The 13,983-nt window shown below is 69.1% G+C and carries 11 protein-coding genes, 1 tRNA gene and 2 pseudogenes; 9 read left to right on the plus strand and 5 right to left on the minus strand.

Annotated features, from left to right (window positions below):
• The first annotated feature begins 224 nt into the window (after window positions 1–224).
• The 5 genes and pseudogenes from ACN26Y_RS25110 to ACN26Y_RS25130 all read left to right on the plus strand — a co-directional run bounded on the left by ACN26Y_RS25110 (window position 225) and on the right by ACN26Y_RS25130 (window position 5,139).
• Window positions 225–578, plus strand: coding sequence for a hypothetical protein (locus ACN26Y_RS25110; protein WP_155332622.1), 354 nt, complete (start codon window positions 225–227; stop codon window positions 576–578).
• Between the two features lie 2 nt (window positions 579–580).
• Window positions 581–1,234, plus strand: a complete 654-nt coding sequence (locus ACN26Y_RS25115; protein WP_155332623.1) for a nucleotidyl transferase AbiEii/AbiGii toxin family protein — start codon at window positions 581–583, stop codon at window positions 1,232–1,234.
• A 212-nt stretch (window positions 1,235–1,446) separates the two neighbouring features.
• Window positions 1,447–3,747, plus strand: a complete 2,301-nt coding sequence (locus ACN26Y_RS25120; RefSeq protein ID WP_422733631.1) for a TOTE conflict system archaeo-eukaryotic primase domain-containing protein — start codon at window positions 1,447–1,449, stop codon at window positions 3,745–3,747.
• 303 nt (window positions 3,748–4,050) lie between these two features.
• Window positions 4,051–4,125: pseudogene (locus ACN26Y_RS25125) on the plus strand (hypothetical protein); the annotation flags it as partial.
• A gap of 204 nt (window positions 4,126–4,329) precedes the next feature.
• Window positions 4,330–5,139 (plus strand): ATP-binding cassette domain-containing protein, encoded by an 810-nt coding sequence (locus ACN26Y_RS25130; protein ID WP_155332625.1) that lies wholly within the window; start codon window positions 4,330–4,332, stop codon window positions 5,137–5,139.
• Between the two features lie 338 nt (window positions 5,140–5,477).
• Here ACN26Y_RS25130 and ACN26Y_RS25135 read toward each other — a convergent pair whose 3' ends face one another.
• Window positions 5,478–7,097 carry a bifunctional NAD(P)/FAD-dependent oxidoreductase/class I SAM-dependent methyltransferase gene (locus tag ACN26Y_RS25135; protein ID WP_155332626.1) on the minus strand — a complete coding sequence of 540 codons (1,620 nt, stop codon included), beginning with the start codon at window positions 7,095–7,097 and terminating at the stop codon, window positions 5,478–5,480.
• Between the two features lie 76 nt (window positions 7,098–7,173).
• Here ACN26Y_RS25135 and ACN26Y_RS25140 point away from each other — a divergent pair, with 76 nt between their 5' ends.
• From ACN26Y_RS25140 to ACN26Y_RS25155, 4 genes and pseudogenes are all read left to right on the plus strand, one after another.
• Window positions 7,174–7,731: a helix-turn-helix domain-containing protein gene (locus tag ACN26Y_RS25140; RefSeq protein ID WP_155332627.1), complete on the plus strand. Its 558-nt coding sequence runs from the start codon at window positions 7,174–7,176 to the stop codon at window positions 7,729–7,731.
• A gap of 205 nt (window positions 7,732–7,936) precedes the next feature.
• Window positions 7,937–9,004, plus strand: a complete 1,068-nt coding sequence (locus ACN26Y_RS25145; protein WP_422733632.1) for a hypothetical protein — start codon at window positions 7,937–7,939, stop codon at window positions 9,002–9,004.
• A 235-nt stretch (window positions 9,005–9,239) separates the two neighbouring features.
• Window positions 9,240–9,410, plus strand: coding sequence for a hypothetical protein (locus ACN26Y_RS25150; protein WP_230688768.1), 171 nt, complete (start codon window positions 9,240–9,242; stop codon window positions 9,408–9,410).
• Window positions 9,410–10,074: pseudogene (locus tag ACN26Y_RS25155) on the plus strand (nucleotidyl transferase AbiEii/AbiGii toxin family protein). The gene ACN26Y_RS25150 and the pseudogene ACN26Y_RS25155 overlap by 1 nt, the downstream one beginning before the upstream one ends.
• A gap of 40 nt (window positions 10,075–10,114) precedes the next feature.
• Here the strand turns inward: ACN26Y_RS25155 and ACN26Y_RS25160 are convergent.
• From ACN26Y_RS25160 to ACN26Y_RS25175, 4 genes are all read right to left on the minus strand, one after another.
• Window positions 10,115–10,585, minus strand: coding sequence for a UPF0158 family protein (locus tag ACN26Y_RS25160; RefSeq protein ID WP_155334285.1), 471 nt, complete (start codon window positions 10,583–10,585; stop codon window positions 10,115–10,117).
• Window positions 10,586–10,737: 152 nt separating this feature from the next.
• A complete protein-coding gene (locus tag ACN26Y_RS25165; RefSeq protein ID WP_422733633.1) occupies window positions 10,738–11,967 on the minus strand; it encodes a hypothetical protein in 1,230 nt (409 codons plus the stop codon).
• A 358-nt stretch (window positions 11,968–12,325) separates the two neighbouring features.
• A complete protein-coding gene (locus ACN26Y_RS25170; RefSeq protein ID WP_155332630.1) occupies window positions 12,326–13,471 on the minus strand; it encodes a hypothetical protein in 1,146 nt (381 codons plus the stop codon).
• 345 nt (window positions 13,472–13,816) lie between these two features.
• A tRNA-Pro gene (locus tag ACN26Y_RS25175) sits at window positions 13,817–13,890 on the minus strand.
• Window positions 13,891–13,983: the final 93 nt, after the last annotated feature.

Raw genomic sequence — 13,983 nt, forward strand, 5'->3', positions numbered from 1 at the left:
GTCGCACCACTCCCCCGGCGACCATCGACTTCGCTGCCGTCAGCCAGACGAGCGGCCCGTGGCTTCCCGCCGGCTGTCGTGGAGTTCATGTCGGAGGGCGAGCCCTAAATACATGATCATGTTGGCAGCTGAACTGCCGCTATCTTGAAATCAGTGGCCGGCAGGTCGATGTCGTGCCAGCCGGCCACGCCGCTCAGACGTACGATCTGGGTCAGGAGGTAGTCATGTCCAGCGGCAATGGCGCACCGCCTGGTTCACGATACGTGGACCAGCGGCACTTCGTGGTCGCCGCCGCCCTGTCCGACCTGCGCGGTCCGGTTCGCGGTGTGGTGACGCTCGACCGGTGGCTGGACTGGTCCGGCGACAGCACGTACGACCTGGACGACGCCGGCGATCTGCAGCTGATGTACCAGACGGTACTGAACCAGGCCAATTCGGTCGCGGACTTGTGCCGATGGTTGCACGGTCCGACGCTGCGCCGCTTGTGGCCAAGCTTGTGGCTGCCGGCCCGCCTGCGGGCCTTGTGGCAGGCACGCTTTCCAGAGCTGACCACGCCGCCGCAGACGCTGGCCGGGTAGGAGTGGATCAGGTTCACCTCCGCCTGGCGGAGATCGGGTTGCGGGTCGCTGCCCGCTACGGGTTCGCGTTGGCCGGCGGCTACGCCGTTGCTGCCCACGGCATCCTGGACCGCCCGAGCGAGGACGTCGACCTGTTCACGGCGTGGGAGCGACGTGGCGAGTTCGCCGCCGCAGTGGACGCTGTCGTCGACGGCTACCGCGCCGGCGGGTATTCCGTCGAGGTGACGCAGCAGTTCGACACCTTCGCCCGGCTCGCGGTCACCGATCCCGCTCAACCTACACATCCGTACAAGGTCGAACTGGCGGCCAACTGGCGCGCGTTGCCGCCGGTGATGATGGACGTCGGGCCGGTGCTGCACGCCGACGACGTCGTCGCGGGCAAGATGTCCGCCCTGTACACGCGCGCCGAGCCTCGAGACTTCCTGGACATCGACGCTGCCCTCATGACCGGTCGCTACACCCGGACGCGGCTGTGCGAGCTGGCCGAACAATCCGACGCGGGGTTCGACCGGCGCATCCTGGCAGACCTGTTCGGAATGTTGGAGCGCTACCCGGACCGCCGTTTCGCCGCCTACGGTGCCGACCCCGCCCACATCTGCGAGATGCGCAAACGCTTCGCGCAATGGCGCGAAGAACTCACCGCCAACCTGCCCTAGCGTTGTTTGAATGGTGCGACGCGCGTGCCCTGGTGGCGGTACGACCACCGCAGCCCTGTATCAATGGATGCGTGACGGCGACATCGACCGCTGGTTGCCCGTGTGATTGCGCCGGCGAGTTGGCGCTGATCCGCGCGGAACTGGCGACCTTGCGAGCCGAGGTGGCACGGCTGGCCCCGGGTCCGCGTGGGGCGCCGGCGCGGGAGCAACCGTTGCAGGCCGGATCCGTTGGCGCGCGGGAGCGGATCGCGGCCGAGCGGGTGGCGTTGTTCCGGTCGTTGTTCGTCGGTCGCGACGACGTGTACGCCCAGCGGTGGGAGAAGGACGGCCGCAAGGGCTGGTACCCGCAACTGGAACGACTCCCGAGCCAGACGTGGCAGGAAGCCAAGGACGCCCGCCGGTACCGACCGCTGACCGACGCGGTGCTCCACGATCACCTGGCCGGGAAGATCAGCGCCGGGTTGTATCCGATGCTGGCCGATGACACCTGCCGACTGCTGGCCTGCGACTTCGACGGCGCGCAGTGGCAACTCGACGCCCAGGCGTACGTCCAGGCAGCGGAGGCGGTCGGGGTGTCGACGGAGGTGGAGATCTCCCGCTCCGGTCAGGGCGCCCACGTCTGGACCTTCTTCAGCGAGCCGGTGCCGGCGGTGGAGGCGCGAGCGTTGGGGTTCGGGCTGCTGCGCGAGGCGATGACGGTCCGCGGTGAGCTTGGGCTGGACAGCTACGACCGGTTCTTCCCCTCCCAGGACCACCTGCCTGCCAAGGGTGAGGGGCTGGGCAACCTGATCGCGCTGCCGCTGCAGAAGCAGTGCCGCGACGCCGGCACCACCGTCTTCGTCGACCCGGCTACGTTCACGCCGTACCCGGACCAGTGGGCTTCCCTGGCTGGTGTCGCCAAGCTGGGACTGGCCGAGGTGCAGCGGTTCGTCGCCGATCTCCGGCCGGTCGCGGTCGGCCCCGAGGCGTCGCTGTTCCGCTCGGCGCTGCGACCCGACGCGGCGCCACCGGTCGTGGTGCGCGCCGAGTGGGCGGGAATGCTCGCGGTACGCCGGGCCGGTCTGCCGCCGTCGCTGCTGGCCTCCCTCAAACACGCCGCGTCGCTGGCCAACCCGGAGTTCTACAAGAACGAGAACCTTCGCCTGTCGAGCTGGAACACGCCCCGGTACATCCGCTTCTACACAGAGGACCTGGAATGCCTGTACCTGCCACGGGCCATGGCCGGGAAGGCCGCGGAGTTGGTGGCACCGGCGGGCAGCCGGCTGGAGATCGACGACCGGCGCGCTGACCCGCCACGCATCGATGTGGCGTTCACCGCGACGCTGCGCGACCGGCAACCCGACGCCGTCGCCGAGCTCACGCGCTACGACCACGGCGTGCTGGAGGCACCGCCCGCATCCGGCAAGACCGTCATGGGCTGCGCCCTGATCGCCCACCACCGCACACCCACCCTGGTACTGGTTGACCGGGCACCGCTGATGGACCAGTGGCGCGAACGCCTCACCACCGTGCTCGACATCGATCCCGCGCGGGTCGGGCAGATCGGCGGCGGAAAGACCAAACCGACCGGCGTCATCGACCTGGCCATGATGCAGACCGTCGCCCGCATGGACGACACTGCCGAACGGCTGTCCGGGTACGGCCTCGTGATCGTCGACGAAGCCCACCACGCCGGCGCCCCGACCGTGGAGAAGGCGCTGCGGCGCATCCCGGCCCGCCGCTGGATTGGCCTCACCGCCACCGCCTACCGCCGCGACGGTCTCGGCCCGATCATCTTCATGCACTGCGGACCTAAGCGGCACACCATCCCGATGATCGACAAGACCGACCCCGAAGCCCCGCACCGCCGCCTGCACGTCCACCAGACCGCGTTCGCCCTGCCTGAGGACGTCGACACCGCTAAGCCGGGGGCGATCACCTCGGTGGTGTTAGGCGGTCTTATCGCCGACGACACCCGCAACGACCAGGTCTGCCACGACGTCCACACCGCCCTCGACCGGGGCCGCAACTGCCTGGTCCTGACCCGGCAGACCGCCCACGTCGAGGCCCTCGCGAAGCGACTGCGCGACCTCGACCACGACCCGCACCTGCTCTACGCGACCCGCAAGACCAAGGACCTCAAGCAGGTCCTCACCTTCCTGGCCGACCCGCCCGCCGACGGGCCACCACTGCTCGTCATCGCCACCGACAAATACGTCGGCGAAGGCTACGACTGCCCGAAGCTGGACACCCTGTTCCTCGCCCACCCCGTGTCGTTCAGGCAGCATGGTCCAGTACGTCGGCCGGATTCTGCGCGCCCACCCCGGCAAGACCAGCGTCGAGGTCCACGACTACGCCGACGAGCAGGTCGGCGTACTGGCCGCCATGTGGCGCAAACGGTCCCGCTCATACATCCAACTCGGCTTCACGCCCACCGCCGACAGCGGCCGGTGAACGCAGCCGCCGCCCACTGCGCGTCAGTCAGGTCATGCCGCCTCGTCACCACTACAGTGGCCACGAGGTCTCCGTGCTGATCGTCTGTCTAGTCGATGAACCATCACCCTTCAACGTCTGTACGTGTTCTTCGTGATGGAAGTCGGCAACCGGTACGTGCACATCCTCGGCGTCACGGCCAACCCCGACGGGCCATGTACCGTCCAGCAGGCCCGGAACTTGCTCATGGACCTGGGCGACCGGGCCGAACGGTTCAAGGTGCTGATCCGGGACCGCACCGGACAGTTCACCGCCGCCTACGACGCCGTACTGGCCGATGCGGGCATCACGGTGTGCAAGATCCCGCCGCCTAGCCCGCGAGCAACGCCTACGCCGCACGGTTCATCCTCACCGTCCGCAACGAGGTCACCGACCGCGTGCTCATCGTCGGTGAACGGCACCTCCGACGAACACTCGATCAATACGCCCGCCACTACAACGGGCGGCGTCCGCATCGGGCGCTGCAGTTGCAGCCACCACGCTCCGACCGTCCTGCTGTCGACCTTGGCCCACGAGCGGGTCAAACGCCGGCCGCTTCTCGGCGGGCTGATCTACGAGTACGAACGAGCCGCATAAAGACCCAGCTCAGCGCACGTGACAAGGTTTTGGAACCTCACAGGGTGATGGCGTCACTGCTCGAACCGTTCACCGTGTCCTTCGTCGTCCGCTCACTGATCGGCGGCGTACTGCTGGCCGCGGTGTGCGCCCTGGTCGGGGTGTGGGTGATCGCCCGCGGCATGACCTTCCTCGGTCCCGCGAACGGCACAGGCGGCGCCGCACTCGCCTTCGACGGGGTGACGGTCCGGCACGGCACGATGCGTGTCCTCGACGGCGCGTGCGGACGAATCGACGTCGGCGAGCTCCTTGGCGTCCGCGGGACGTCCGGCAGCGGAAAGACCTCGCTGGCGCGGGCTCTCTGCGGGCTCGCCCCGCCAGCCGCCGGACGGCTGCTGGTGCACGGCGTGCCGGTGAGCTGGGACGCGGCCATCCGTGCGCGTACCGGCCAGCCGTACCTCGCCTACGTCGGCCAGGACGCCCGGGCGGCCCTGAACCCGCACGAGACCGTCCGTCGCGCGCTCACCCGGGCACTCGCCGTGACCGCCCGGCACGGTCGAACCTCGGGCTGGACGCTGGAGGAGGTCATCGAGCGGTTCGCGCTCCCGGCCGAGATCCTCGACCGCACACCCGACCGGCTCAGCGGCGGCCAACGCCACCGCGTCGCGCTGGCCCGGGCCGTTGCCGCCGCGCCCACGGTACTCGTCTGCGACGAGTCCACCGCCTCCCTCGACCGCGACACCGAAGCCCACGTCCTGGACACTCTCGACGGCCTCCGCCGCCGTGACGGCACCCCCGTCGTGCTCGTCACCCACTCCGACCGCGTCGCGGCCCGCACCGACCGGATCCTCACCCTCTCCGAGGGGCGGCTCGGCTGACTCCGGTGGCGCGACCCGGCCCGACCTGGCGCCGACGCCGGAAACATGCTTGCCGGACGAACAGCCTGTGCGGCGGACCGGATTGGAATGCTCAGTCATGGCCGGTCACCCGGTGCGCCGCAGCGTGCAGCACCTCCGTCATCAGCCCCCGCAGCCATGGGCGTGGCCCTCGTCGGGGCAGGGTAAGCCACGGGACGAGGGCACCACCGCTGCGGCCGCCGGCGCTACGGAGCACACCACCGCGCAGACGGCCAGGACCGCGGTCGCGCCGAACTGGTAACGGAGCGGTCGGCGGCGGCACGCGGCCACAGCGCGGCACCCGCGGGAAGCCTCAAGCCCTACTCCTTGCGGTGGCTCAGTCGCACGGCGCGCAGCACGACGTCGTTGACGTGGTGTGTGCTGATCGCCCCTGGGGGGCGTGGGCGGGTCTCGTTCACGTCGATGCGCCAGTGGTCCGAAGCGGTGATCGCGGCGGTGATCTCGTCGATGCCGACGTACGCCTGCGGGTCGTACATGCGGGTCTGCTCGCCGGGGTCCGACGGCTGCCGGAGCCAGGTCAGGTCGTGACCGACGACGAGCAGGGTCCCGCTGACGGCCACGGCGTCGAGCAGGTTGCGCAGTCCGCGCTGCTCGGGGGTGCGCTGGAACGAGCCGTACTGCAGGGAGACGAGGTCGTAGGTCTCGTCGGCGAAGGCGGCGGGGTCGTTGGCGTCGCGGTGCAGCGTACGCACGTCGAGCCCGCGACGTTCCGCTTCGGCCCGGATGCGGTCGAGTGCCTTGGTGGAGACGTCGGAGGCGGTCACCTGCCAGCCGCGTTCGGCCAGCCAGAGCGCGTCGGCCCCTTCCCCCGCGCCGACGTCGAGCGCCCGCCCGGGCGGCAGGTCCGTCGCCTCCGCCACGAGGGTTCCGTTCGGGTTGGCGCTCCACACGCGTTCCTGGTCGCCGTAGCGGCTGTCCCACTCGATCGCGACGCCGGAGGGGCGGATGCCGGCCGCGGTGTCCTCGGCGGCGAGGCCGAAGGCGATCTGGGCGCCGATCCAGCTACCGTTCGCCGCGGACTGCAAAACCTGGGCGCTCGGGTCGGTCAGGTTCCCGGCGGCGAAGACGCCCGCCACGCTGGTACGTCCGCTGTGGTCCACCGCGACGAGGTCACCGAGTCCACTGGGGTGGGCCGTGGTGTCGATGCCGAGGCCGGCGAGCATCTCGACCCGGGGGCGGAACCGGCCCCCGGTGAGGATCGCGTCGGCGGGCAGGCTGCGGCCGTCGGCGAGCTCGACGACGAGTGACCCGTCCGGGCCGGCGTCTGCCACCCGGCGCACCGCACTCTCGATGACCGGGACCCCGGAGGCGACGAGGTTCCGCACCGCGGCCGGGTCGATCCCCGCCGCGTCGTGCAGCACCACGGTCAACCGATCGGTCAGGTGCCGCACCAGCGAGGTCGGATGCAGTCCCATCGGCGTCGTGACGATCTGCACGACCCGCAGGTCGCGGACCTCCCAGCCGTGGCAGAACGGACAGTTGAACACCTGACGACCCCAACGCTCGGCCAGGCCCTCGATGTCGGGAAGCTCATCGACGATGCCGGTCGCGGCCAGGATCCGGCGTGCGACGAGGCCGTGACCGCCCGACAGGGCGAGGTGGAACCCGTCGTCCTCTTCCCGCACCGCCAGGACACGGCCGGTCAGGACGCTGCCACCGTAGCTACGGACCTCCTCCCGCCCGATGGCCCGCATCGCCTCGGGCGGGGTGCCGTCGCGTCCGAGGTAGCCGTGCATGTGCGCCGCCGGCGCGTTCCGCGGCGTGCCGTCGTCGACGACGATGACCGAGCGTCGCTGACGAGCGAGCTGCAGCGCGGCGGCCAGACCGGCGGCCGATCCGCCGATGACGGCGACGTCACACCTGCGGACGATGCTCTGGTGCGGTGTGTGTTCGTGTGTTCCGTGGGCATGGTCCGTCATGGGTCCAGCGTAGGAATACCAGCCGGGATGTGAAAGGTAGCTTGCGGAATTCGCAAGGTGTCTCCATGCTGGGGACATGACGGACCGCAGTGAGGTGGAGCGTCTGGCACGCACCCGGTTGCGGAGCATCCGCACCACGCTCGGCTATTCCCTGGACGAACTCGCCCAGCGCAGCAACCTCAGCCCGTCGACGATCAGCCGGGTCGAGACCGGCAAACGAACGCTCAGCCTCGACGTGCTCGTGCCCCTGGCCGGCGCCCTACAGGTCAGCCTCGACGTCCTCTTCGAGACAACCAGCGACGAGGACGTGGTGATCCGACCCGCGCAGCACCGCTCGGGATCACGCACCACGTGGCCGCTGAGCCGCGTCGATGGGCGCACCATGGCGATGAAGATCCGGCTGGAGCCCGAGGCGACGACGCCCGCCCAGCGGGTCCATCCGGGGTACGACTGGTTCCTGGTCCTCGAGGGCAGGGTGCTGCTGTGGCTCGGTGAGCGACAGATCGAGGTCGCAAAGGGCGAAGCAGCCGAGTTCTCGACGATGACACCACACTCGATGACAGCACTCGACGAGCCGGCCGAACTGATCATGATCTTCGACCGCGAGGGGCAGCGCGCCCACCTGCACCAGTGACAGCGCGTGACAGGAAGCGATGTCGCCCGGTCGGGCGAACGTGCCGAGGTCGGGTATCGGCGAGCGGATGGCGTGTCTGCCGCGACGACGCTCGACAGCGTGTCGTTGACTTGGGAACACGGGCAGAGCCGGTTTCAAGGATCTCAGATGCGGCCATCGCCCGGCCACTGGATGCCGGCGGCTGCCGGAAACGGAGACACCAGGGTTGGATGAACACCGGTTCCTTTCACTCGGAGCAGCCCTGACCGCAGGCGGCGTGCTGCTTCTCTCGCCATTCGCCCCGCCTCCGGGGCAGCCGCCGCCACCTCCCACGGCGGCGCAGGCCTGGCCCGGCGCCCAGCGCGGCAGAGTACCGGCCGACCTCACCGACGGGATGCCGTACACGCCCATCCTGTTCTTCGACGCCGCGCGATCGGTGGGCAGCGCGCCCAGCCCTGACGGTCGGCACCTGCGTCTGGTGCTGCAATCAGCAGACGGCCGGGGTCGCGAGCTGCGCCGGCTAACGCTCGATCGCAACCCGGCCTTCGAGAGGCCGGCCACCGACGGCGAGGTTCTGGTCTGGGTCGAGAGCTTCGGCGGGGGCTACCGGGAGCTGTGGGCAGCCGATCTGCACGGTGGGGTTCGGCCCCGGCGGCTCACGGCCAGCCTGGGCTATCCGCTGTTCCACCAGACGCAGTACGACCTGGTCATCGCCGAGGGGCGAGTGCACTGGGTGGCCGCCGGATCGCGGGACGACACCGAAGTGCGGTCGGTCTCGTTGACCGGCGGCGCTGTCGAGGTGCGGACAGAACCGGGCCGTTGGGCCATGACCGCCTGGCCGTGGCTGGTCGACAGCCTCACCGACCTCGCCGGCACGGGCCGGCTGCGAAACCTGCTGACCGGTCAGGAACGTGCGATGCCGTGGACCCGGTCGAGCCTGACCGAGTGCACGCCCACCTGGTGTCGGGCGGTCTCGGCCGACGACGACGGTTGGCCCATTATCGAGGTCGTGAGGTCGGATGGCTCGGATCGCCGGGTGGTCGCCCGCCGAACGGCGACCACCGTCGTCACCGACGTCGCGGTGCTCAATCGTTTCGAGCTGTTCGTCGAGCTCGCTCCCACCACTCGCTTCACCGGCAGGGGCCGGCTGATGGTGTACGACCTGGCCACCGGCCAGACCGTCCGGATCAGTCCCGAGGCCGGCAACGTGGCATATCGGGCCGGTGTGCTTTGGTGGACCACCGGCACTCCGGAATCCTTCGTACGTCATTCGATCGACCTGCGAACCGTTTGAGGTGCCGCTGCGCAGCCCGGCAGCGGCCGTCGCGCCCGTCGAGAAGACCGCCACGCGAACCCCTGATGGAAATCACATTCATGTGCAAGGATTTCCGGGTCTTCTACGGGTCGGAGTGGCGTTGTCACGCTCCAGGTCGCCCGTTCCGCCTGCACACGGCGGTGTGGCCGCCCCGCACAGCAGCACCGCCGGGCGGGCGCGCTACGACCTGGACAACCCACGTCGCCTGGCAAGCATGTACGAAGGCGTGCTGCGCGAGGCCACCGCCCCCGCCGATCTCACCCGATGGCTGGACGGCGCGACCCTGCAACGCCTGTGGCCGGCCCTCGTGATGCCACCGCAGGTCCGCCGACTGTGGGAAGCACAATTCCCCGAGCTGGCCAACACGCGCCGACACGCCGCGTAGTGGTCGGCCAGACCCCGCCAATCCACCGCCGGCTGGCGCAGATCGCCCTGCAGGTCGGCGGCCGGTACGGGTTCGCGTTGGCCGGCGGGCATGCGATCGCCGCCCAGGGCATCCTCGACCGCCCCAGCGAAGACGTCGATCTGTTCGCCGACTGGCAACGCCGCGCCGACTTCCCCACCGCCGTGGACGAGGTGATCGCCGCCTATCGCGCCGAAGGCCTCGGCGTCGACATCGACCTTCGACTCGATACATTCGCTCGACTGCACGTCACCGGCCCAGCCCACCCAGATCAGCAGCACCGGGTGGAACTGGTGGCGAACTGGCGCGCCCAGCCGCCCGTCCAGATGGACATCGGCCCCGTCCTGCACCCCGACGACGTCATGGCCGGAAAGATGGACGCCCTCTACAACCGGGCAGCCGCCCGCGACTACCTCGACATCGATGCTGCCATCAGCAGCGGCCGGTACACCCTCGACCAGCTCTGCGACCTCGCGCACGCCGCCGACGACGGATTCGACCGGAGCATGTTCGCCGCGATGCTTGCCCACGTCGACCGCTTCGACGACGAAGACTTCATCGACTACGGTCTAGCGCCGGATGAGGTCGCTGAAGTGCGGCTCGCGTCTCTGCATGGCGGACCCTCCTACTCCGAGGAGTCGAGTAGGACTTTCCTGCCCTGCTCTCCGGCCCAGGGCCTATTCGTCTTACGGCACGTCCGGGTCGGGATGCTCGCTTCGATAGCTGCTCGCGGCGGCGTGATTGATGAGCGAGTTGTCGAGAAGCCAGTCGATGACCCGACGAGTCGCCCGTGCATGCTGGAAGGCGTGCCAGGCTGGCAGCAGGTGCGGATACTCCTCATGCAGTTCGTCCTTGAACCGCCGGAAGGCGCCCCTGCCTTGGACGGCCCGCAAGAGCCTGCGGCCCGCCTGCTCGTCGCTGACCCGCTCGGCAAAGTCGACCATGTCGCGGTGCCAGACGGAGGACGGTAACGCCTCGATCGGGACCAGGTCGAGTTCCTCGAGGTCCACCGGCGTCTTCCCGTCGATACCGCCGTCAGCCGTCCACATCATAATCTCCCCGCTGTCCCGGTCAATCAGCCAGCGGTACTCGTATGCGCTCTGGTCCTGCAGCGCCATGGCGATCTCTTCGAGATCGAGCCGGCGTACGTCGAGCATGGTGTCCACTCCGTTGCCGTGGTCGTCGGCAACCACGGTACGTCCGCTGCTCTCCCGGCCGCGAGGCTGCCGGCCCGGCCGATCATCAGCACGGAGACCGAGGCCATGAGTTGGCTACTGCTCCAGCAACCTGGGTTCGGGAGACCGGTCAGCTACAGCCCAGCGGCGTCGAGGGTCTTGAGGAACGTCGGCCGGCGCTTGTGTGCCACCCGCAACTCAGCGAGGTACTGCCCAAACGCCGTATGGTCTCCGGTGGCCTGGTACGCCGCTCGTAGAGCGGGGAGCAATGCGACGGCCCGCCGGTAGCGCCGCTTGTCGGCCGAGTTGAGGATCGCCTGCTCGACGAGGTCGCGGTACGGCTGGATCACCTCGTCCGGATGCGTCACGGCCCGTCCCTGCAGCAGGGTCTGCCACTGCGGCCCGCCGAGCCACCGCCGGTGGTGCCGGGCCTCCTGCCAGGCCTGGTCGTCACGGCCCACCGCCAGCAGCACGTCGACCAGCTCGGAGGCGTACGCCGGCTGTTTGGTGATCCGGTCGCGCAGCACCCCTAGAGCCCACGTCGTCGGATCGTCGCCGCCGGCCCCTTCCACGGTGTCGATCAGGGATCGGTACCCAGCGGCGGTGGGATGGCGTACGAACTCCTCCCGCCGGACCCGCACGGCACCCGGCGTGTCGCCTGCGGCGACGAGCATGTCGACCAAGAGGTCACGGAGCCGGTCGGTGTAGGGCGAGCCCGCGTTGGCGGCCACGCCCCGCCGGGCCCAGTCCATCGCCTCGTCCCAGCGTCCGGCCGCATGTAGTGCCTCGGCGATCCGTTGGTACTGCACGGCGTTGGTCAGGTGCTCGGCCAGCACCGCGACGTACTGGTCGACATTTCCCGACACCTCAGCGAGCTGCTCGCGCAGGTCACGCACCGCGAACGCGCCGGTCCACGACTCCGGGTCGGCAACATCTGCCCGCTCGGCGACCAGCCGCTCCACCTCCGCGATCCCCCGCCTCCCCAGCGCCGGAGCGAAGTCTGCCAGTCGGACGCGGGGCCAGCCGGGACCGTCGCACTCCAACTTCACCAGCCAGCCGGCCAGACTGATCGGGTTCGGCGTTGCCGCCACGCATGCCTTCGCGTACAGGTCCATGAGCTCCTGCAGGTCGTCTCCGACTATTCCGGAGGAGTCATCCAGATACATCAGGGCACGCGTGATGCGGTCGACGGCCTTGCGCAACAGCGGCACTGCGAGATCCGCCCGCCCCTCAGCGATCAACCGATCGCACTCCCCGGCCACCTGGCGGGCGGTCTGCGAGTACTCCCGTCGACCCCGGTAGGGATCCCGCCGGCGGTCCCAGCGCAGCCGGTCCACCAGCCCCGTCAGCTCATCACCGGTCACCTGCCCATCTCAGCAGACCGCGACCCGGTGTCGGGAACGTGCCACCCCCATGGTTGTGGGGCGTGGGATGACCGGACGGTCCTCGCCGAGATCGAGGACGAGACACACCTGTCCACCGCGGCCACCCTGCTGGAGACCCGGTCACCGACACCTCGATCGACTACACGAACGAGGCAGCGGCTTCGTCGCCACCTGACAAGGCCCGGATGGCGCAGGCGAGGTCACCCACGCCGGTCTGAGGTTCACGCCGGACACGGTCACCGCCTGGCTCCGCACCACCTACCGGTGTCACCTCGGCCTCACACCGCTCCCCGCCTGTCCAGGTCCGAGTGGACCTGAGCCAGCACCTGCCGGCGCCTCAGCGGCGGCGGGCGTACGCGGCCAGCCGCTCGCTGACCGGACTGATCCGCGGTCGCGGCACCTGTCGGAAGTGCTCCGGCTTATATGCGCGGAGAAGTTCCTCACCGTCGCGAGTCCAGTCGAAACGCGGCTTCTTCAGCAGCCGCCGGAACACCACACTGGCGCGCTCAGGATCACGTGCGGCCAGCCGACGCAGCACCAGCGGGCCGACGCTGTCATCCTGCAGGTACGCCAGCGTGTGCTCTCGGTAGCAGCGGCGGCGCAGCAGGTCCGGATCCGCGAACGCCGCCTCCACCAGACCGAACTCGGCGTAGAAGCCCAACCCGTCGACCTCGTCGTAGATCATCGCCACCGTCTCCGCGTCCACGACATTCGGCGGCAACTCGAACATCGTCGTCCCGTCACCGGCCGCTGTGGAGGCCGACGCGCCTGACGCTTTCGCACGGCAGAACGCGTGGTAGTCGGCCATCCGGTCGACGACCTGGTCGCCCGGCACCACCACCAGGTCGCTACCGAAGAACCGCACGAACCGCTCCCGATCCTGACGTTGCAGCTCCCACGCTTGAGTCAGCTTCTCCGGGTTCCGGTACACCGCCTCCGGGGCACGCAGCGAAATCTCCAACGCCATCTTGTAGGCGACGTCCCGCTCCTGCGCCCGCCACACGTTCATCGGGCCGCTGATCATCCACTCCTCGCCCACTGCCACCAGCCGAGCGAGCAGGAACGACCGATGCGGCGTACGCCGGAACACCGACGGCCCCATGTTGGAACGCACTCGGTAGGTCAGCTCATCCACAAGGTTCACCACGATCAACGCCGGTCCGTCGCGCCCCTGCACCTCAAACGGCCCCTGCACCACGTCCCGCCACCCGAGCAGCATCCGCTGCTCAGGCTCGGACAACTCCGGGTGCGCGGCGACGAACTGCTCCACCACCGTCCGGCCGTTACGCAGCCGATGCTCCAGGACGAAGTAGTCCCACAGAATCATCAAGGTGTGCTCGTCGAGCAGAAACCGCTCGTCATGCTGATCCGCCAGCACATCGTCGAACGCTCGCTCATAACGTCGCTGCTGCGAGAACGCCACCAGCTGCTGCTTCAGCTCACCCGCACGATTAAACAGATCATCATCAACGGTGACCGGCACGGGCTGTTCATACAACGACGCGATCCAGGCGGGATCCGGCCCCTGGCCCGGCAGTCACCGCACCGAGACCACGATATGGGTCCAGCCGACGACCCTGCCGAACGCAGACGGCTCGTCGAGCTACCCGACGTAGCGACAGACGGTAGCAGCTGCCGCCCTTGACGCCGAATCAAGCGACCAAAATGCCGCCTCATCCGAAAGCGCAGATGAAGCGGCAGGTCAGAGCGTTCCAAGCCGAGCAGGGCGACGATCAACCGTCCCCGTCGTTACCGCAAACAAAGATCATCCGTTACCGGACATTACCGCCGTTACCGGAGAAGATCTTCATCTCCCCAGGTCAACCGGTCGGGACGGCCGGATTTGAACCGACGACCCCTTGACCCCCAGTCAAGTGCGCTACCAAACTGCGCCACGTCCCGATGCCCCCGCGCGGTCTCCCCCGCGACAGCCGGTACAGCTTACCGCACGATCTTCCTTCCGTCGCACTCGCCCCTCCCGTGCCATGTCGGGTC

This window comes from Micromonospora sp. WMMD558 (assembly GCF_049315255.1).
In the GTDB taxonomy this organism is placed as follows: domain Bacteria; phylum Actinomycetota; class Actinomycetes; order Mycobacteriales; family Micromonosporaceae; genus Micromonospora.

Coding starts and splice junctions, on each gene's coding strand:
- ACN26Y_RS25160 (WP_155334285.1), bottom strand. CDS start 10,585: ATGCTCGACGTACGCCGGCTCGATCTCGAAGAGATCGCCATGGCGCTG.
- ACN26Y_RS25140 (WP_155332627.1), top strand. CDS start 7,174: ATGACGGACCGCAGTGAGGTGGAGCGTCTGGCACGCACCCGGTTGCGG.
- ACN26Y_RS25110 (WP_155332622.1), top strand. CDS start 225: ATGTCCAGCGGCAATGGCGCACCGCCTGGTTCACGATACGTGGACCAG.
- ACN26Y_RS25150 (WP_230688768.1), top strand. CDS start 9,240: ATGTACGAAGGCGTGCTGCGCGAGGCCACCGCCCCCGCCGATCTCACC.
- ACN26Y_RS25130 (WP_155332625.1), top strand. CDS start 4,330: ATGGCGTCACTGCTCGAACCGTTCACCGTGTCCTTCGTCGTCCGCTCA.
- ACN26Y_RS25135 (WP_155332626.1), bottom strand. CDS start 7,097: ATGACGGACCATGCCCACGGAACACACGAACACACACCGCACCAGAGC.